This window comes from Exiguobacterium sp. FD-YE-25-4 (genome assembly GCF_057004685.1).
Genome location: NZ_JBXSGP010000002.1, coordinates 26,000 through 44,720, shown reverse-complemented (window position 1 = coordinate 44,720; position 18,721 = coordinate 26,000). Strand labels below are relative to the sequence as shown.

Annotated in this window: 20 protein-coding genes; 17 read left to right on the top strand and 3 right to left on the bottom strand. The window is 49.3% G+C overall.

Features of this window, described 5'->3' with window-relative positions; all coding sequences use genetic code 11:
* Window positions 1-128: 128 nt before the first annotated feature.
* The 17 genes from AC13H5_RS15415 to AC13H5_RS15335 all read left to right on the top strand — a co-directional run bounded on the left by AC13H5_RS15415 (window position 129) and on the right by AC13H5_RS15335 (window position 15,692).
* Window positions 129-2,363, top strand: a complete 2,235-nt coding sequence (locus tag AC13H5_RS15415; RefSeq protein ID WP_483546645.1) for a VirD4-like conjugal transfer protein, CD1115 family — start codon at window positions 129-131, stop codon at window positions 2,361-2,363.
* A gap of 16 nt (window positions 2,364-2,379) precedes the next feature.
* On the top strand, window positions 2,380-2,622 hold the full coding sequence (locus AC13H5_RS15410; protein WP_483546644.1) for a hypothetical protein: 243 nt from the start codon (window positions 2,380-2,382) through the stop codon (window positions 2,620-2,622).
* Window positions 2,623-2,638: 16 nt separating this feature from the next.
* Window positions 2,639-3,046 carry a hypothetical protein gene (locus AC13H5_RS15405; RefSeq protein ID WP_211781024.1) on the top strand — a complete coding sequence of 136 codons (408 nt, stop codon included), beginning with the start codon at window positions 2,639-2,641 and terminating at the stop codon, window positions 3,044-3,046.
* 20 nt (window positions 3,047-3,066) lie between these two features.
* The gene (locus tag AC13H5_RS15400; RefSeq protein WP_483546643.1) at window positions 3,067-5,031 is read left to right on the top strand and encodes a pLS20_p028 family conjugation system transmembrane protein; all 1,965 of its coding nucleotides are present in this window, start codon (window positions 3,067-3,069) and stop codon (window positions 5,029-5,031) included.
* Window positions 5,032-5,037: 6 nt separating this feature from the next.
* Entirely contained in the window at window positions 5,038-5,337 is a 300-nt protein-coding gene (locus AC13H5_RS15395) for a DUF5592 family protein (RefSeq protein ID WP_483546642.1), read from the top strand.
* Window position 5,338: 1 nt separating this feature from the next.
* Complete coding sequence (locus AC13H5_RS15390) at window positions 5,339-5,959, top strand: hypothetical protein (protein ID WP_483546641.1); 621 nt, start codon at window positions 5,339-5,341, stop codon at window positions 5,957-5,959.
* Window positions 5,960-5,976: 17 nt separating this feature from the next.
* On the top strand, window positions 5,977-7,929 hold the full coding sequence (locus AC13H5_RS15385; RefSeq protein ID WP_483546640.1) for a VirB4 family type IV secretion system protein: 1,953 nt from the start codon (window positions 5,977-5,979) through the stop codon (window positions 7,927-7,929).
* A complete protein-coding gene (locus AC13H5_RS15380) occupies window positions 7,929-9,035 on the top strand; it encodes a lysozyme family protein (RefSeq protein ID WP_483546639.1) in 1,107 nt (368 codons plus the stop codon). The genes AC13H5_RS15385 and AC13H5_RS15380 overlap by 1 nt, the downstream gene beginning before the upstream one ends.
* Window positions 9,036-9,065: 30 nt before the next feature.
* Window positions 9,066-9,644, top strand: a complete 579-nt coding sequence (locus AC13H5_RS15375; RefSeq protein ID WP_483546638.1) for a hypothetical protein — start codon at window positions 9,066-9,068, stop codon at window positions 9,642-9,644.
* Entirely contained in the window at window positions 9,645-10,484 is an 840-nt protein-coding gene (locus AC13H5_RS15370; RefSeq protein WP_483546637.1) for a hypothetical protein, read from the top strand.
* Window positions 10,485-10,675: 191 nt separating this feature from the next.
* On the top strand, window positions 10,676-10,927 hold the full coding sequence (locus AC13H5_RS15365) for a hypothetical protein (protein WP_029596487.1): 252 nt from the start codon (window positions 10,676-10,678) through the stop codon (window positions 10,925-10,927).
* Window positions 10,920-12,074, top strand: coding sequence for a MobP2 family relaxase (gene mobP2, locus AC13H5_RS15360; RefSeq protein WP_483546636.1), 1,155 nt, complete (start codon window positions 10,920-10,922; stop codon window positions 12,072-12,074). The genes AC13H5_RS15365 and mobP2 overlap by 8 nt, the downstream gene beginning before the upstream one ends.
* 9 nt (window positions 12,075-12,083) lie before the next feature.
* The gene (locus AC13H5_RS15355) at window positions 12,084-12,533 is read left to right on the top strand and encodes a hypothetical protein (protein WP_483546635.1); all 450 of its coding nucleotides are present in this window, start codon (window positions 12,084-12,086) and stop codon (window positions 12,531-12,533) included.
* Between the two features lie 5 nt (window positions 12,534-12,538).
* Window positions 12,539-12,826 (top strand): hypothetical protein, encoded by a 288-nt coding sequence (locus AC13H5_RS15350; protein ID WP_483546634.1) that lies wholly within the window; start codon window positions 12,539-12,541, stop codon window positions 12,824-12,826.
* Between the two features lie 4 nt (window positions 12,827-12,830).
* Window positions 12,831-14,270 carry an ImmA/IrrE family metallo-endopeptidase gene (locus tag AC13H5_RS15345; protein ID WP_483546633.1) on the top strand — a complete coding sequence of 480 codons (1,440 nt, stop codon included), beginning with the start codon at window positions 12,831-12,833 and terminating at the stop codon, window positions 14,268-14,270.
* A 159-nt stretch (window positions 14,271-14,429) separates the two neighbouring features.
* Complete coding sequence (locus tag AC13H5_RS15340; RefSeq protein ID WP_483546632.1) at window positions 14,430-15,239, top strand: restriction endonuclease; 810 nt, start codon at window positions 14,430-14,432, stop codon at window positions 15,237-15,239.
* Window positions 15,240-15,317: 78 nt separating this feature from the next.
* Entirely contained in the window at window positions 15,318-15,692 is a 375-nt protein-coding gene (locus AC13H5_RS15335; RefSeq protein ID WP_483546631.1) for a hypothetical protein, read from the top strand.
* Between the two features lie 337 nt (window positions 15,693-16,029).
* On the opposite strand, the gene AC13H5_RS15330 is transcribed toward AC13H5_RS15335, so the two are convergent.
* From AC13H5_RS15330 to AC13H5_RS15320, 3 genes are all read right to left on the bottom strand, one after another.
* The gene (locus AC13H5_RS15330; RefSeq protein ID WP_483546630.1) at window positions 16,030-17,244 is read right to left on the bottom strand and encodes a hypothetical protein; all 1,215 of its coding nucleotides are present in this window, start codon (window positions 17,242-17,244) and stop codon (window positions 16,030-16,032) included.
* Between the two features lie 464 nt (window positions 17,245-17,708).
* Window positions 17,709-17,933 carry a DUF3006 domain-containing protein gene (locus tag AC13H5_RS15325; protein WP_483546629.1) on the bottom strand — a complete coding sequence of 75 codons (225 nt, stop codon included), beginning with the start codon at window positions 17,931-17,933 and terminating at the stop codon, window positions 17,709-17,711.
* Complete coding sequence (locus AC13H5_RS15320) at window positions 17,930-18,715, bottom strand: ComEC/Rec2 family competence protein (protein ID WP_483546652.1); 786 nt, start codon at window positions 18,713-18,715, stop codon at window positions 17,930-17,932. Before AC13H5_RS15320 ends, AC13H5_RS15325 begins: the two co-directional genes overlap by 4 nt.
* Window positions 18,716-18,721: the final 6 nt, after the last annotated feature.

Here is an 18,721-nt window from a genome sequence, read left to right as displayed (position 1 = left end):
TGAGAACTCAGTCTCTGTCACCACGATTCCCGATACGTCTGGTTTTCCCCGCCCTATTCTGCCTAATGGTGCTGCCGGTCGGGATTTTTTATCTGCTGAACGGGGTCTACAACATCATTCGACTAATCATGACCCCGATAGTACAAGACGGGCTGTTGTCCGGCGCGACGATTCCGACGCTTTCCCCCTCCTTGTTCTTGGAGGTGAGTCTTCCCTCTTCGACCGTCTTGATTGGACTGATGGCGTTCAGTCTGCTCATCGGACTGGTCGTATTCGGCAAGGTATGGCTGAACTTCCGGGATCTGCGAAAGAATCAAAAAGGGAGCGCTCGCTTCACCTCATTTGATGAACTGAAGCAACAGTACCGCCGCGTTCCAGACCGAAAGAAACAGTATGAAGGATCGGGCGGTGTCCCTGTCGGACGGGTCAAGAACGAGCTGTTCATCGATGACTCGCCCGTCAATAACCTCGTCATCGGGACGACCCGGTCCGGGAAGGGCGAGACGTTCGTCTTCTCGACAATCGATCTGTACAGCCGGGCAAGTGACCAGGCGAGCCTGATCGTCAACGACCCGAAAGGTGAGCTCTTCGCCGCCTCGAAGGAGACGCTCGAGCAGCGCGGCTATCAGGTCGAGGTGTTGAACCTGATGAACCCGCTCCAATCGATGTCGTATAACCTGTTGCAACTGACAATCGACGCATTTTTAGAAGAAAACTACTCGCTCGCCCAACAGTATGCACGCTCGGTCGCGTTCATGTTGTACCATGACCCGAAGGCGCGAGACCCGTTCTGGGCCAACTCGTCGATCGACCTGTGCACGGCGCTCATCCTCGGGCTCTGTGAGGAGGCGAAGGACACGCCGGAGAAGATCAACATGTACAACGTCGCCCTCATGCTCTCGGACCTTGGCTCCCGGACGGTCGTGACGCGGCAGGGACAGGAAATCTCGGCACTCGACGAGTTCTTTCAGCGATTTCCTGAGAACCACCCGGCCCGGCTCCAGTTCGCGACGCTCCACTTCTCGGGTGGTCAGACACGGGCAAGCATTTTGGCCAATACGAATGCGAAGCTCGGGATCTTCACCTTGAACGGGACCGGAAAGCTGACGTCGATGAACTCGCTCGACATGCGACGCATCGGATTCAACCGTTGGATCAGCGGACGGGCCGAGCCACTGACCCGGCTCACGTTCAGATTCCCCGATGGGACGACCCATGCTCTCACGACGGACGACGATGGCAGCTTCATCGTATACCATACGTCACCACTCCAAATTGGGGACCTCGTTCAGATCTCAACCGACTCAAGCACTTCGACGATCCAGCTGGAAGCTCATGACGAGTTGAGTGGACGGTTCCGCTACTCCATCGACGGGACGATACAGATCCGTGAGGTGATGCACCAGCTCCGTCCCGTGGCGGTGTTCCTCATCGTCCCGGACTATGACCCGACGTTCAACGTCATCGCGTCGCTCTACATCAAACAGGTGTACACCGCGCTCGCCCGGGTCGCCTCGCAGACGAAACAAGGCAAATGTGAGCGCCAAGTCGTCTTCCTTCTTGATGAGTTCGGGAACATGCCTCCAATCGAGGGCATGGCCAACATCATCACGGTCTGTCTCGGCCGGAACATGCGCTTCAACCTCGTCATCCAGGCCTATTCCCAACTCGAGAACCTGTACGGGGAGGACTGGAAGACGATCGACGGCAACTGTGGGAACACACACTATCTGTTGACCGCGGACGAGTCGACCGCCGAACTGATCTCGAAGAAGCTCGGTGAGGCGACCATCGTCACGAAATCCCGGTCCGGGCAGACGTTCTCGCTCAAGAAATCGAAGACGGAGAACGTGGACGGCCGCCGGCTCATGACGGCAACCGAAGTCATGGGGTTAAAAGAAGGCGAGATGCTCATCATCCGCGTCATCAAGCGCCAGGACACGAAGCAACGACGCATCCAGTCGTATCCGATCTTCCTGAGCGGCAAGACGGCGATGAAGTACCGCTACGAATACCTGGCGGACGACTTCGACACGGACCGTTCCCTGCATGACATCGACATCCCCTGCCGTCACGCCGGTCTCGACTTCGAACAGATCCGCGTCCGTTTCGCGAAGAAAGAAGACGAGACGGACGCGAACACGCCATCGAATCAGGAAGACAAGTCCTTGACGGTACGTGACGTGCTGCAGGACAGCATCCTCCGCTCGATGTTCGAGGATCATGATATCGGAGGACTTTCCCTCCCTGAGTTCGAGACGAACCTGAACTTAGGAATTTACGAGGTCACCGACAGTCAGAAGAGCTTTTTGAGTACGATGATCGCGAAGCGACTCGAGAAACTGAAGCAAGGCACACCGTAGAGAGGAGGCCGAACCCATGGCCGAGAGTGCGAGAGAGAAGCGAATCCAGAACGAACTGCGTGTCGTCGCAAGGATCATCGAGACGCAACGCGTCCGCCTCGAACGGGGCGACGTGCTCAATATCCAGACGACCGATGGCTTTCTGACCGTCTATCAAGACGACACCTCAGACACCCCAAAAACTGTTACACTAATAGATAAGTTCGACTTCCGCGTCAACCTGAAAATCGCGGATCTACTAAAGGGGAAAATCGGCTGACGGAGGGGTAAACGTTATGAGGAAAATCTTGATTGGTGTCCTACTCGGAAGTTCGTTACTTTTAGCATCATGTGGTGCCGAAAGTTCGAATTATCTTTCTACGACTTCTGTTGAAGAAATTGCAGATATTAAAACTGAGCAAGAAAGTGCATACGTTCTTGTAGACAGCGATAGTCAAGGTAATGAAGGGGCTTACGTTGATACTGTGCGAGAAGTCGCCACGGAAAAAAAGAAAGACGTTCTCTTATTCAATCCGTTTCAGCCTAATGGGGAAGATTTTGAAGAACGTTCTACCCAAGAACATCCTGAACTTAAAGGTGGCAGATTGTACGAGATGACTGACGGTGAAATCAGTCGTGAATTAAATGTATCTGCCCTTACAGAAGATGAATTAAAGGATCAAGTCACTAATTTCATTAAATAGCCTCTGAATGGAGGGATTCTATGGGTGATAACGAAATCGTAAACAAGCTACAAGAGTTCACTGATATCCTTAGTCTCAGTACGTTGGTACTGGATGCCCTCCGCTCAATGGGTTGGATTTTAACACGTGGCTTAGCAGTATTGATTGATGGACTTGAAAAAGTGACTGACAGCATATTACTAACGAAAGCATTTTTTAATAACTCTCAAGTGGTTGAATTCGTTTCTACGATTCAACCTTTTTTGTACGTTCTTTTAGCTGCTAGCTTCCTATTCACGGGTTACCTCATCATTTTTCAAAAGAAATTTGATCGAGAAGGATTTTTAATCAATCTGTTTATCACGTTGCTCATTCTCGGACTATTATCTCCAACGATGACGCAAGTAAGTGAATTCAGTGATACCGCGATTGATTTTACAACTCAAAACTCTGGCGAAAACTCTTCAAGTGAATCGATATCAAATCAGATTTTACGAGAAAACATTCATGATTTGATTGAATATGACCGAAACGATTTTTCCGGTTTGGAAGGTGAGGCTTTAAACTCTCTGCCTCAAAGTCATTTACGAAATATCGATATCAACGAGGTATTCGATAGTAATGAATTTCGCTTGGGAAGTACTGGCGAACAAATCTCTCAGTCCAAACTAACCTGGAATGGTGAAACGATGGGAACCTCGAAACTCGACCAAAGTGGTGTCGAATGGAACAACCAGTATTACTACCGCTATCAACCGAACTGGTTAACCATCTTCGTGACACTCGGAATCATGGGCTTCACGCTGTTCTCGATCGCTTATAAACTGGCGCGTCTCTCGTTCGAGCTTGCCTTCAACTATGTCTTGGCGATCCTCATCGCACCGGCCGATCTGCACAGTGGTCAAAAGACAAAGAAGGTCATCCAGAGCATTCTAAACACGTTCCTTGTGATTATCCTGATTTTCGTATCCATCAAGCTGTACACGATCGGGACTGCCTATCTCGCGGAGACATTGAATGGGTTCGCCTATCTGATCGCCCTCATTGCCTTCTCGGTCGCATTGATTGACGGGCCGAACATGGTCGAGCGGCTGTTCGGGATCGATGCAGGTCTCAAACGGGGCTGGGGTGTCGCGCTCGGTGCCTATGCCGCCGGGAAAGGCGTGACGTCGACCGGTGCCCACGCGGTTTCGAAGGTCGCACGTGCCGCACAAGGCGCACCGAAGATGCCATCGCTCCACGAGGCCGCAACGGCTCGGATGGATTCGAATGCCATGCCGCAAAGTGATACACCGCTTAATGCGGCGAGCCAAGCTTCACAACGGATGGACACCGAGAGACAAAACGCTCCAGACAGTATCGCTCAGGCGAATCAAACCGCCAGACGCACGCAGACCGACAAAGAGAAACCGACAAGTCCGAAGAACGATGCGCAACCAAACAACGGCCAAGAATCTGAGTTTGATGTACACAGTTCTCCAAACGTGAACGAAGCGTCAGGCCGCCCGTCTCCTGAATCGATTCATGCGACGAACCCTGAATCCAATGCCGACCGTGGACCCGACCATCAAACAACGTCATCTGGGATACAAAGACCGGAATCGATTCACGATCATTCAAGCTCTGGTCATTCTCCAGTCCCGGCTTCGTCGACTCTCGAAGCGGTCACCGGGTCCACCGATACCACATCCGGACCAGACCATCGTCACAATGAATCGATAGCGAGAAACGACGCGACGTCAGCGACACCTCACGAGACACCACATCCAAACGATTCATCCTCGTCTTCGTCATCTACGACGGGTTCAAATGATTCAGCAACAGAGAAACGCCAAGGACGCGCCCGACGGACCATTCATCAAGACACCGTGCTCGACATCGAGACCGAGGTCATCGAACAGGTGCGCGAGAACCAGACGCACCGCCATACTCAGAACCATGATGAGTCGCGACGGATCTATCCGACCTCGCCGCCGCGACCTGACAACACGAAGGAAAAGGAGTGATGACGCATGCGCAAATACCGGATCCCGAACGAGGTCACGACCGAACTGAAGATCAACAAGATGCTCTATCTGCATGATTTCCTGTTCCTCGTCGGGCTCATCGTGCTCCGCCTTGTGACGCTCCCGTTCATTCCGTCGGTGCTACACATCCCGTTCACTGTATTCCTCGTCGTCTTCGGGCTGTTCATGGTGCTCCGTCCGGCGACGAACCCGCAGAAGCGGATGGTCCATGCCCTCTACTACGCGCTCCTCAGACGAAAAGACACCTATCTCGCGCTCGACGCGCACAAGAAAGGACGTGATTGAGATGGCTTTCATTGAAGACACGCTACAGGGACCTCGACGCACGGGCACCTGGCTCGACGAACAGGACGTGGTCGAGAAACGGAAGGTCAAAGACAAGGTCGTCGTCAAACCGACGGTCGCCGAACTGATGCCGGTCGTCGACATCACCGGTACGGAGGCGTTCGAGATGCGCGACGGGACCTATCTCGACATGGTCCAGCTCACCTCAAAGGACATCTATTCTTTAAATGAAGAGGAAAAAGACCATGATGTGTTCTCGCTCGCCTATCTTCTGCAGGCGTACACGCATCCGCTTAAGGTCGTGCCGCTGAACACACCGCTCAGTCTCGAACGGCAGAAAATCAGCATCGAACGACAGATTCGACAAAATCAGACACCGGCCTACCTGCCCTTCTTGTTGAAGAAGAAGCAGGAGCTTGAATACCTCGAGGAGCATCGCACCAATCGCGATTATCTCCTCTTTTTTTATGCCGATGACGAGCGGACGCTCCGGGAGCGGAAGACGCATCTCTATAAACTGCTCCGCCGCTCGAACCCGATGCGCGAGCTGACGCTCGACCAGAAAGTCCATGTGCTCTATCAATTGAACAACCCGAACACGAAACCGCAACTCGACGCCTGAAGAAAGGAGTGACGCACATGTGGCAGCGCCTGCGTGACCTAATATCCAAACAACAGGAACCGGAGACCGTCAAGATCGAGAAAGGCTATAACCCCGACGTCATCGCCAAGATCCAGCCGCAGGGCGGTATTAAGTTCGACGCCAACTTCGTCCGGCTCGGGGACGGCTATCTCTCGTGCCTCCATGTCTACAAATATCAGTCGCTCGTCTACGATTACTGGCTCGAACCGATTCTGAACATGCCGGGCGTTTTGACGACGCTCGACATCGGGACAGCCGACAAACGTGAGATCATCCAGACTATCAACAAGTCGATGGCCGAACAGAACACGCGCTTCGAGAACGCAAAGGACAACATCGACCGCATCGACGCCCGGGAGACGTATAAGGAACTGAACGAACTCTACGAACAGATCACCCAGGGCGAGACGATGAAGTATCTGCATCTCCGCCTCTATGTGAAGGCGAAGACGCTCGACGCGCTCGAGGTGAAGGTGCAAGAAGTAATGGAGGAGCTCGAGGCCCGGAATTTCCGCTCGACGATCTTCCTGAACGAACAGGAATGGGAGTGGCAGAGTCTGTTCACGAGCTATGACCAACAACAGAAGCTCCCGAACCGGCGCCGTGGGAAAGAGATCCCTTCCCTCTCCATCGCCGGTGGCTACCCGTTCCACTTCACGTCGCTCCAGGACGCGACCGGGACCTATTACGGGACGACCGACACGAACGGCAGCGTCATCTTCGACCTGTTCCATAAGGACAAACAGCGCAAGTTCTATAACGCGCTCATGATCGGCAAGATGGGGTCCGGCAAGTCGACGCTCCTGAAAAAGACAGTGCTCGACCAGGCGATCAAGGGCAATAAGATCCGCATCCTCGACGTCACAGGCGAGTTTTCGGACCTGGTGCGGCAGCTCGGCGGAAAAGAAATCGCGCTCGACGGGTCGGCTGGGCTCATCAATCCGCTCCATGTCTATAAGACGGTGACAAATAACGACGGCAGTGCCAACGAGGCACTCTCGTTCATGCAGCACCTGTCGAAGATGGCCGTGTTCTATCACTACATCAACCCAGCGGCGACGCAGGAAGAGACGAACGAGTTCGAGATCCTGCTTCGGGATTTGTACGTCCGGCACGGGCTCTGGGATGAACAAGGCGAACTGCCGATCACGACGCATCCAGCGAACCGGTACCCGACGTTCTCCGACTTCTTGCATCTCGTACGTCGTGAGCTTTATACGGACGACACACGCACGTCGATCAAGGATGCCATCAGTCCGAACCGTGTCCGACGACTCGAAAACATCGAACTCGCCGTCACGAACCTCGTCCATAACTACGGCAACATCTTCGACGGGCACTCCTCGATCGACCGGTTCGACGAGGAACTCATCGTCTCGTTCCCACTCCGGAACCTGACGAGCTTACGGGACGAGGTGTTCCAGGCGCAGGTGTTCTCTTTGATGAACATGCTGTGGGACGGGATGATCGCCAACGGCTCGAGTCAACTGAAGGCCTATAACCAGGGTGTGCTCCGGACCGAGGAGGCGTGCAAATACCTCATCGTCATCGACGAGGCGCACCACTTGATCAACACACGCGACATCGCCCAGCCGGCCATCCTGTACCTGCAACGCTGTATGCGCGAGGCGCGCAAGTATTTCGGCGGCATCTTCTTCGTGTCGCATCTGATCACCGATTTCGTGCCGGCCGGATCGAAGTCCGAGAACGCGGAGAACGTCAAGTCGCTCTTCCAATTGACGCAATACAAGATCATCGGCGAACAGGACGCAGAAAGCATCCCGATCATCCAGACGGTGTTTGATGGCCAACTCTCACATTCCGAGATGCGCATTATCCCCTCGCTTGAGACGGGACGCGTCGTCCTCAGCATCTCGGGCGTGCAGAACCTCATCTTTGACGTCGATGTCGCGCCCGAGGAACTCGCCCTGTTCGGTGGAGGTGCCTGATGTGGGCGGCCGCGAAACGGACGGCCCGCTTCGCCGTCACATTGAAGTGGCAGCTCGCGACGCTCAAGTGGCGACTCATCCTAATCGGCATCGCGGCACTCGTGTTATTCCTTGTCATCCTCGTCGTCGGAATCCTCGACACGCTCACAGGTGTCCAGAACGAACACCCGACCGACGTCCCGTTCGAAACGACCGGCGGTCTGCAGGTGAGTGACCAGGTGCTTCAATATCGTGGTCTCGTCGAATCGGAACTGACGAAGCACGGACTGGCCGAACAGACAAATCTTGTGCTCGCGCTCGTGATGCAGGAGAGCGGTGGACGTGGGAGTGACCCGATGCAGGCGAGCGAATCGAAGTGTGGACGGATCGGTTGCATCGCTTCTCCCGAGGAGAGCATCGTCTACGGTGTCGAGCATTTCGCGTCCGTCTTCGAGCGCGCGAACCGTGATGTGCAGCTCACGTTACAGAGTTACAACTTCGGCGGCGGCTTTATCGAGTATGTCCAGGAGAACGGCGGACGTTATTCGAAAGAGCTCGCCATCTCGTTCTCCCAGATGATGTACCAACGTGTAAAACATACTGGCATTTACCGCTGTCATCGACCGAGCGCGGTCCAGCACGGCGCCTGTTACGGGGACATCGAGTATGTCGATGCGGTGTTGAAATATCTTGCGCCGGTTGCCGTCGCCGATGGGGTCATCACGAAAGAACTGTTGTCGGGGTTACGTTCCCCACTGACCATCCCGCTCAACGTGACATCGCGTTTCGGATGGCGTGTCGTCTTCGGACAACGGGACAACCACACCGGTATCGACTTCAGTTGCACCCCGTCCGACACAATCCATGCAGTCAAAAGCGGCACCGTCATCTATAGCGGGAACCGCGGACCGTACGGAAATCTCGTCCAGGTCCGGCACGACAACTACATCACGGCGTACGCGCACCTGAGTCGTCTCGGCGTCCAAACGGGGCAACAAATCGACGCCGGGCAGGCGATTGGATACTGCGGCACGACCGGCCGCTCTAGCGGGAATCATCTGCATTTCGAGATCAAGACGAGTGAATGGTCTGGTCATATCGACCCCGCCCCGGTCTTCGGATTTTGAGTCATGGATATATGGAAAGGAGGAAGAAGAATGAACTTCACCGCACGTCACCTCGCGTATCTGTTCGGGGTCCTGCTCCTGATTTCACTCGCGGCGAATATCTTTTTTTATCAACAAGTGACAGCTTTCACGAATACTTCAAACACGAGTGAGAAACAAAATGAGAGCGTCACTCCCTCTGAAGCGGCAACCTCCGAGGCTACGTCGGCGGACACCGAACCAGTCGTCGCCTCGACGGAGACGGGACGAATGAAAGAGCTGACGACAAACGCGACACGCTTCATCGAGTACGCCTTCACCATCACGAAAGACAGTTACACGACCCAGAAACGACAGGCGAAAGACGTCATGTCAGAGGAACTCACGGCCACGCTCTTCGCCGCGGACGGCAGTGACGTCGGCACGTTCGAGACGACCGTCCGCGATATCGAGGTGTTCCCTTCTGTCTCCGGAGAAGATTGTCTCGTCCGGTTCGAACAGGACCTGCTGATCACCGAGACGGGTTATGAAGAAACGACGCAAGAACTGTTGGCCCTGACGTTCGAGTCCATCGACGGACGTCTGGTCGTCACCGAGATGGAAGACCTCACACCGGAAGGAGGAATTTAAATGCGGCGGCAAACTAGACGACGCCTCACCCAGAACGTCTCCCGGTTCTATCTCGGACTCGGCATATTCTTTGTCATCGGCTTCCTCTTCTTCGGCACCTCGTCGTTTTTCTTTGCTGAAGAGGCACCGGTGAATGAGACGCCGATCAATGAGACAATCCGGCTCTCAAACGGGGAGATTGTGACGCTCCACGCGTCTAGTTACGATACCGAAATGAAAACAATACGTATCCGACTCTCGCTCGATGACGCACCAGGTCACACGAACGACCATCTCTTCCGCTATGTCTATAAGGCACGTCCGGATTCTGAGCAGGAAGTTGATTTGCTTTATGAACGGAACGACCAATACGTTCTCGAATTGAAGGACGTGCCGAACGACTTCGACCAACTCGCCGTCCGAATCTACGGGATGAACGAGTCGCAATCAATCGAGGAACTCACACCCGAGGAACGAGAAAACGGTCTTTTGACGTCACTCTATGCCGACCGTCGGACCATCGAACAGGCGAGCCACACCTCATCTGACGAGACAACTTTCGCGCGACTATTCATCGAGGACGAGCTCGCGGAGACCGAACGCCAGTTAGAAAAAGCGCAGCAGTCGGTCGAAGTACAGCGACAACACATCAAGCGACTCGACCGAGACAAAGAAGAGCTCGAAGGCGAACTCTCCTATCTCTCGCTCGACGAACAGGTCGAACAGGAGAACGAGATCTTCGACCTCAGCCGGAAGCGTGACGAGCTCATACTCGAACTCGAGAAGCTCGAACAGTCGGTTAAAGCGCTCGAAGAAAAGTACGACAAATTGCAGGTCCGTCTCCGGGAACTGTCGATTTAAGTGGCACATTTCGTGCCAAATCGTTGGTTTTACCGGCACATTTCGTACCGTTTTCGGACTTTTGGTGATATCACGGAAACCCCAGGCTCTGCCTGGGCTATCACGACAAGTGATAGCAGTTTCCCCTTATGCTCTTGAACGAACTGTTCGAACGTTGGCAATATGTAGCCTTCAGAAAGGTGGTCAGGCAGATGGATCTATTGCTCCGCGACATCGATCCCGTCATCGTGAAGCAAATCGATGAATGGGCGAAGGAACACAACCGCTCCCGGCAACAATATTTGAAAGAACTGCTCGCCTCCTGGTGCGCGAACGGCATCCAATCGACACAGGTTGAACGGCTCGAACGACAGCTCGAGGCGAACACGCTCCACTTGAAACGGAGCGCGGACGAGCTCGCCGAGGTGACGCGTTTGTTGAACGAGGTGATGCAGGATGCGTGAGACGCCAGGCGTCGTCATCAAGTCGAAGTTCAAGGTGCCGGGCACGAAAAAGAAGTCGCGTCGCTACACGACATACCTCGACTACATCAATCGTCCGGAAGCGAAAGACAGCCGCGAACAGTTCGAGGCATATCACGAATACATGGAAGACGAGGCGAAATCGAGCGGTCTGTTCACACGCGAGGATGACCGGTTGGACGACGAAAAGCGTCGCTCTGTCCGCGACATCTTCAAGCATGCACAAGAGAACGGGAGCATCCTCTGGCAGGACGTCATCTCGTTCGATAACGTCTGGCTACGCGAGACCGGCGTGCTTCACGACGACCTCGTCGACGAGAAGCGGTTGATCCAGTCGACACGGAATGCGGTCGAGGCGATGCTCCAAAAAGAAAAGATGGTCCATGCCTACTGGACCGGCGCCGTGCATTACAACACCGACAACATCCATGTGCATGTCGCCATCGTCGAGACGAGTCACATGCGCGAGCGAGGCAAACGTAAACCGAAATCGATCGAGCTGATGAAGTCGAAGGTCATTCATTCGCTCGCCGACCGGACGAAAGAACAGGAGAAACTGAACGCGTTCATAAGAAACGAGTTGGTCGCCCATAAACGGAACCGGAAGATTCCAACGCTCCCGAACCGTATCCTGCATCCCGAGCTCGTCCGCCAGTTCAAGGACATCTATGAACGCTTGCCGGAAGACAAACGCCAGTGGCGCTACAACATGAACGGGATGCATCCGCTCCGAGAATCGCTCGACCGTCTGACCGATCGCTATATCGACATTCACTTCAAATCAGAGTTTCAAGCTTTCAACGACCGGCTCGAACAGGAAGTGTCGTTCCATCGTCGCAGCTACGGCGACACGGAGAAGGCCGAGCGGTACCGGACGTCGAAGCGACAGGACCTCTACACCAGGATGGGGAATGCCATCCTCTCCGAGATGCGCGACTTGTCAAAAGAACAAACGACATTTGAGAAAAATGAAGCCCTAAAACATCCGGTCCGACGCGCATTCAAACAGCAAAAGCTATTCAACGAATCACTCTATCGGATTGAGCGGCACATGAACGACGAGTTCGAACATCTGAAGAATCAACGCGCTTTCGAACAGCTGGAACGGGACATCGAATATGGAAAGTGAGGGAGGACGATGGAAGAGTTGAGACAGATCCGTCTTCGATTAAAGCCGGAGACGGTCGCGTATTTAGAAGAGTTCGCCGACGACAAACGTTTCGGCCATCTCGGGCAGGTCATCGACCATATTGCAGAGGAGCATAGAAAACTTGCAGACGAGAAGTGGGACATGCAGTTCCTTACCCGCTCGATCAGCGCACAGGTCTCTCATCATATCGAGGAGTTGATGAACGAGCAGATATCGACGGAACTCGAGCGGATCCGGCTCGCCGCGAACCGCTCCGACCGTCACGGACAGATTCTGACAGAGCTCCTGCAGGCGCTGATGCAGACCGAGGGCATCGAAGACATCATGACGACAAACCAGTTCAAGCCGACGTTCCTCACAACGGCGGAACGTGTCGTCCAGGAACGCATCGAGCATCAAAAACAGAAGAAAGACACGATAACTTTCGAGAGAGGATGAACCTTATGCGACCACTTGACCGACCCTTCACGATGGGACAACTGTTGATGCTTCAACCCGATACCGTCACGGTCCTCATTTATGGAAAACGGTACGACATTCCAGTGTCCGTCTCCGAACACGAACTTTTGACTGCCGTCGCACAAGACGAGATTGTCTTACTTCCCGTCAATTTTGAGCAGACACGACTGTTACTCGACATCCCGGAAACATCGCCACAACTCGAACGTGAACTGAACGAGTTTACGGATATTGAAGAATCTGTCACCGACTTGTTGAAGGAAGGAGTCTGACACGATGGCCAAGAAGATGAAGACGAACGAAGAACGGAAAGCCGAGCTCGAGGCTTTGACCGAACAGATGGGGAAACAGATCGACAGCTACTTTGAGAGTCCGGAGAAAATCCGGGAGCATCTCCAGTTTCTTGGCAAGTTCCATCAATACTCGATGCGGAACGCAGTTTTAATCGAGTCCCAGTTCCCAGGCGCGGTCGCGGTCGGCTCTTATCCGTTCTGGGAGAAGCAAGGTGCACAGGTACAAAAAGGTGAGCGCGGCATCAAAGTATTCGTCCCAAGTCCAGTGACGTACGCCCTGCATAAAGACGAATGGGTGCCGCTCAGCAAGGCAACGAAGCCGATCAAAGACGGCGTGAAACAAGGACGCATCCCTTCACGTAAGATGATGTACTTCAAGATTGGTCACGTGTTCGAGTACACGCAGACCGATGCGCGTGAGAAAGGGATCGAGGTCTCGAACATCTTCAAACGGTATCATCGGGACGGCGGGTTGGAGAACGAACAAGACATCCGTGACGCCTTGACGACGCTCGCGGATGCCCGGAATGTGACGCTATTGGAGGAACCGCTCGACGAGATCGGGACGGCGAAGGGTTGTTATTACCCAGAGCTACATGCGATCGCCTTGAACCCGCGGAACACATCGATCGAGGACATCAGCGTCCTGATCCACGAGCTCGCCCACGCGGAGCTGCACAACCAGGAGCGGAATTTTGAGCGAGACCAACCGCTCACCGCACCCGAGAAAGAGTTCCAAGCCGAGATGGTCGCCTATGTCGTCTCGCATCAGCTCGGGTTTCCGACGGACGACTTCTCACTGTCTTACTTGGCCGGTTGGACAAAAGACAAGGAACTCCTCGACAAGGAAAAATTGTTGCAGGAGGTCCATCAGACATCCGCGGCTTTCCTCGACCATATCGAGTCACATTTAGAGAAGGTGAACACCTTGCAACATGAGAAAGAACGGAGCCCTCTCGATTACCTTGAACAGCTGGAGCGGCGCATGGGATGGAAAGACGCTGACCTCAGTCTTTATGAACGGGTGCATGCCGTACAGAGTCTGTTCTCCGAGGAGGTGGAGCCTTATCTGAACGCAAAAGCGGCCCTCGAGACGAACCTGAAGATAGATTGCGTCGATGAGCCGCTCATGTATATTCACGATAAAGGATTCGGGTTCCAATCATTCGGTGTCGCCAACAATCATGACTTTGCTGAAGAGGCACTTGTCGCTTATACAATTGCCTTACCGAATCAGCCCCTGGTCAGCGGTTACTTCAACCCTGAAAGAACCGTCCATCCTCTACATGATTTAGAGAAGAATCGCAAAGTTGAAAAGCCACTCCTCAAAAATCTTGAAGAGAGCTGGCATAAGGTGTTGCTTGATGATGAAAAGAAATCTCTTTCAAAAAATGCATTGTTGAATATTGAAAGAGTTATTTAGTTTCTAAGTATGGGGCTTTTTAGAAGTCCCATACTAATTATTTGTAGATTTTATACTATGTTAAAATCAAAATAATAAATTTGAAATCCCAATAGAGAAGAAAAGGGAACAAATTTAAAAGGTAATAGACACACTACGGATATGAAGGAGAACATTATTATGATACTAAATTACGATGAATTTCTTACCCATGCAGGAAGTTACGGAATAAATAGTCAAAATAAAAATCTTTCTGAGTTTTTTTTTAGTAAAAGAGGATACTGTCCTTTTTGTAAAACATTTATTGATATCGTTTATCAAAAGAGTAACGTAAACACTACTTCTTTGAGAGGTGGAGCTATTCATTTAATTGAACAAATCTGGGAATGTGAAATTTGTGGCTGGTGGGAAAGACTATACGAAAGTCACATTGATGCTGAAGTAGAGTGGAATATGAAAGATTGGGAACTAACAATTAATAGTGCTATATTAAAAAGTTTCGATGTTGAATCTAAAAAAGTACCCATAAACATACTGCGTGATTATATTTTTAATAATCCGGACAAAATATATGATATCCATCATGTTAAGATGGAGGAATTAGTTGGCTCAATATTTAAAGAACATTTTGATTGTGAGGTTCATCATGTCGGTAAGTCGGCTGATGGTGGAAGAGACTTAATTTTGATCGAATCAGACAAGAGTATTGTTGTACAAGTTAAAAGAAGAAAGTCCAGGGACAAAACTGAGACCGCTTCATGTATTAGAGATTTGATTGGTGCAACACTTTTAAATAAGAGTAGAGACTCTATATTTGTCAGCACAGCTGATCATTTCTCACAACAAGCCATTAAGCACAAAAATGATGCGCTAACTTTAAACATTATTGATAGCTTTGAATTATTTGACGTAGATAGATTCATGAAAATTTTAAACTTACATACTTCAAAGAAAGAAAAAACGTGGGAAAGCCTAATTGATATAACTTGAGATTTTATTGATTTATGGGATTTTATTTGATTTTTCTTTTTCTAAAATATGCTACCGATTATCGACAAGGAACAGCTGTTGCAGGAAGTCCATCATACCTTCGCGGCTTTCCTCGACCATCTCGAGATGGTGCATACCTTAGAGCACGACCAGGAACAAACTCCACTAGAATACATCCAGCAACTGAATCAGCGTATGGGTTGGAAGGGCGCCAACCTCAATCTTTATGAACGGGTGCATGCCGTACAAAACGTGTTCCCTGAGGAATTAGAGACTTATCTGAACACAAAAGCGGCCCTCGAGACGAACCTGAAGGTGGATCGCGTCTATGAGCCGCTCATAAATATTCACGATAAAGGATTCGGGTTCCAGTCATTCGGTGTCGCAACAATTATGATTTTGCTGAAGATGCAATTGTCGCCTACACAGTTTCCTTACCGAATCAGCCATTAATCAGCGGTCACTTTGATTCGGAAAGAACTGTACATCCGTTGCATGACCTTGAGAAAAACCAAAAAGTCGCTTCTAAAATCGCTTGAAGATTGTTGGCATGACGTACTACTCGATGAAGCAAAAAATCTTTATCAAGAACCGCTTTACTAAACATTGAACGATTGATTTAGTTTTTTTTCCAGTGTAGGGCTGAAACTAGCCCTAACTAACTTAATTATATTCTGAGCTAAATAATTGAAGTGATTCTTAAAGATTCTATAACTTATTAATTCGTATGTCATCTTTATTATAAATCTATTTGGGTATTTCCTAATCCTTTTAATTATTATACAAATGTTTAATCTAGTTCTATATCATTGGAATAAAAATTGTGACGTCGTTCTAAGTAATCGTTTATCTGCTCAACGAGAACTATGTATTCTTCTATAGTTGCACTATCTATTGTTTCTGGAAACTGGGTGAGTTTATTTCTGAATATTGAGACCTCACGAGCATCTGTCAAAAGTTCCTCAGGTAAATAATCTCTATCTAATAAGTAGCTTATTTTTTCAAATATTGAATTGAATTTTATTATCTCATCGGTATCCATAACGTCATCAAAATACCAATTCATATGGTCACATGCAGTTAAAAATTTTATTTTTATATTATTTTTACTCCATCTCATACTGTTTGATACCATTTCTTTTTCTTCTTCCGGTATATTAATCTGATCTAAACTTGCTATCGCTTTATCTAAATATTGTTTTAAATCATTAGAATAATTTTGAATCTGTTCAAACTCAGCTCTATTTAAAATATTGTTGTGCGCAATTTTATTTCTTAACATGTATAATTTTTCCCATCTCTTTTTTAGGTAACTAGCGTCGCATTCAACAATCTGCGAAAAAAATTTTTCCCAATTCGAAGTTGGAACAAATTCCTTTAAATCAATTAATGAAATATCCTCAATAGTATTGGCTTTTTTAATTTTAGCTATTAAATCTTCTGTTCCTACTGGAGAGTATTCTTTAAACAGAAAATCAGATAGTTGTATAAAGTCAAGATTATATAAATAGTTTTCATTTTCATTTTTTTTAGGGCGCCTATTATCCGACTGAATTTCTTTAGGTACATGGTTATCTGTCCAACTTAATCCAATGTTAGTAATCATAAATTTTGTGATTAATTTTCTCATTAAATTTTCGAGCTCATGTATTATTGGATAAGAATTTTGAGAATAGTAAAAACTCAAATCATCTCTCAATGTATGAAGATTAGCATTAATTTTGCCAAATATCCCTCTTAATGCCCTTAAAAACTCTTCAAAAAGGTCTAAGTTATTAAATTCTTTACTAGCAAAATAAACGTGAAATGACATTTTTTCATTCTCTAATTCTTTAGTTTGAACAGTGTAATCAAAAGAAACACCTTTATAGTTAAGTTTGTTATTTTTAAAATCAATTTCAGAGTTGACTTTAAGTAAATTATTAAAGGTTGCTTTATCGACACAAAAATTATTCTTAGTATCGACAATCAGCAAATACTCTATACATATTTTTTCATTTTTCATATATATCACCTTTCAATCTTGAAATTATATTTACGTTTTTTATTTCCAGTAATAAAGTTCCCTTATTCTTATTTAATTTTGATAAGTAATATAATAAGTCTTCAATCGGATGAAATATATTTTATTTTAAAATACTAGAGCGCTAAATTTGCTCTGTTAAGTAGATGTCATATATTTCTTATACCATAATTTCCATCGACCAATTTAAATACCCTATCTGCCTAAAAGAATCATTTTGTAGAATGAGCATACGATGATAACCGTAAAACTATGACTCTCAATTTGTTAATTGCGTTTAAAATTCAATGAATAGACTAATTTTAGAAGAATCGCCTCTTGAAATCACTCAGTCTGACTTCAATTGACTTAATCTTATTTGAATCATGATAAGATATTTGGGGTTGAATCCCATTTGGTGAACTATGCCGTGCTCCTTTCAAAATAAACTGATTTAATAACAATATTTAGTCTTCCCAAAGCTCATCCATCAACTCATCAATTTCTTTCGATAACTGTTGCTTTTCCTTTACGTCTACTTCAACTCGTCCATCTTCGTAAAACCACAACACGTCCCCAGGTTGAACCGAATCAGGGAGTCGTGACTTCGGAATATCCTCCATTGCTTCCCCAAATTCGATGACAGCCAGATCTCCTTCAAACCGGTCGATGATTCCTCTTCGTCGCTTCATTTTGATTTCTTCACGGCGTAACTCGAACCGTTCCCCGTGATGATGATTGTACCGTTCTTGTCTGTACGAAGCGTGTTCACCTTCTGGCGTTTCAAGTTCGTCACCACTTCGGAAGTCGGGTGCCCGTAGCTATTCTTCCCGACACTGATGATGGCATGCTTCGGTTTGACCGTATTCAAGAATGTGTTACTCGTTGATGTCTTGGCACCATGATGGCCCACCTTCAAGACATCCGCCCGGAGCGTCTGTTTCTTCGCCATCATGTCCTTCTCGGACACATGTTCCGCGTCCCCTGTGAACAAGAACGTGTTCTTCTTGTACGTGACATGAAGGACCGCGCTCCAGTTGTTCAAGTCACTGTTGGAGTAGGATTTGACCGGACCGACAAACTTCGCACTTATACCTTTTATCGGCAGTTTCACGCCGGCCTGTGCCGTTTTGATGGTCTTGCCTTCCCGTTTGACGGCCTGAAGGAAGTCTTTGTAGGCCTGGGTCGTGTGTTTCACTTTTGGCGCATAGACGTTCTCGACACGATAGGCATTTAAAATTTCGTCTAACCCACCGATATGATCCGCATCCGGATGCGTCGAAATCAATACCTCGATGTCATCCACTTTTTGTTTCTTGAGATAGGCGACGATGGCATCCCCTTTACCTTTGTTCCCACCGTCGATGACAACATCTTCCCCACTTGGCATCTTGATGTAGATGGCGTCTCCTTGCGCCACATCGATATAATGGACTTTGATGCTCGCAGCTGCAGACACTTCACCGTATGGCATCAATAA

What these genes read in the sequence shown, in the direction of transcription:
- AC13H5_RS15415 (WP_483546645.1), top strand. Translation starts at nt 129, where the DNA reads ATGACCCCGATAGTACAAGACGGGCTGTTGTCCGGCGCGACGATTCCG.
- AC13H5_RS15410 (WP_483546644.1), top strand. Translation starts at nt 2,380, where the DNA reads ATGGCCGAGAGTGCGAGAGAGAAGCGAATCCAGAACGAACTGCGTGTC.
- AC13H5_RS15405 (WP_211781024.1), top strand. Translation starts at nt 2,639, where the DNA reads ATGAGGAAAATCTTGATTGGTGTCCTACTCGGAAGTTCGTTACTTTTA.
- AC13H5_RS15400 (WP_483546643.1), top strand. Translation starts at nt 3,067, where the DNA reads ATGGGTGATAACGAAATCGTAAACAAGCTACAAGAGTTCACTGATATC.
- AC13H5_RS15395 (WP_483546642.1), top strand. Translation starts at nt 5,038, where the DNA reads ATGCGCAAATACCGGATCCCGAACGAGGTCACGACCGAACTGAAGATC.
- AC13H5_RS15390 (WP_483546641.1), top strand. Translation starts at nt 5,339, where the DNA reads ATGGCTTTCATTGAAGACACGCTACAGGGACCTCGACGCACGGGCACC.
- AC13H5_RS15385 (WP_483546640.1), top strand. Translation starts at nt 5,977, where the DNA reads ATGTGGCAGCGCCTGCGTGACCTAATATCCAAACAACAGGAACCGGAG.
- AC13H5_RS15380 (WP_483546639.1), top strand. Translation starts at nt 7,929, where the DNA reads ATGTGGGCGGCCGCGAAACGGACGGCCCGCTTCGCCGTCACATTGAAG.
- AC13H5_RS15375 (WP_483546638.1), top strand. Translation starts at nt 9,066, where the DNA reads ATGAACTTCACCGCACGTCACCTCGCGTATCTGTTCGGGGTCCTGCTC.
- AC13H5_RS15370 (WP_483546637.1), top strand. Translation starts at nt 9,645, where the DNA reads ATGCGGCGGCAAACTAGACGACGCCTCACCCAGAACGTCTCCCGGTTC.
- AC13H5_RS15365 (WP_029596487.1), top strand. Translation starts at nt 10,676, where the DNA reads ATGGATCTATTGCTCCGCGACATCGATCCCGTCATCGTGAAGCAAATC.
- mobP2 (WP_483546636.1), top strand. Translation starts at nt 10,920, where the DNA reads ATGCGTGAGACGCCAGGCGTCGTCATCAAGTCGAAGTTCAAGGTGCCG.
- AC13H5_RS15355 (WP_483546635.1), top strand. Translation starts at nt 12,084, where the DNA reads ATGGAAGAGTTGAGACAGATCCGTCTTCGATTAAAGCCGGAGACGGTC.
- AC13H5_RS15350 (WP_483546634.1), top strand. Translation starts at nt 12,539, where the DNA reads ATGCGACCACTTGACCGACCCTTCACGATGGGACAACTGTTGATGCTT.
- AC13H5_RS15345 (WP_483546633.1), top strand. Translation starts at nt 12,831, where the DNA reads ATGGCCAAGAAGATGAAGACGAACGAAGAACGGAAAGCCGAGCTCGAG.
- AC13H5_RS15340 (WP_483546632.1), top strand. Translation starts at nt 14,430, where the DNA reads ATGATACTAAATTACGATGAATTTCTTACCCATGCAGGAAGTTACGGA.
- AC13H5_RS15330 (WP_483546630.1), bottom strand. Translation starts at nt 17,244, where the DNA reads ATGAAAAATGAAAAAATATGTATAGAGTATTTGCTGATTGTCGATACT.
- AC13H5_RS15325 (WP_483546629.1), bottom strand. Translation starts at nt 17,933, where the DNA reads ATGAAGCGACGAAGAGGAATCATCGACCGGTTTGAAGGAGATCTGGCT.
- AC13H5_RS15320 (WP_483546652.1), bottom strand. Translation starts at nt 18,715, where the DNA reads ATGCCATACGGTGAAGTGTCTGCAGCTGCGAGCATCAAAGTCCATTAT.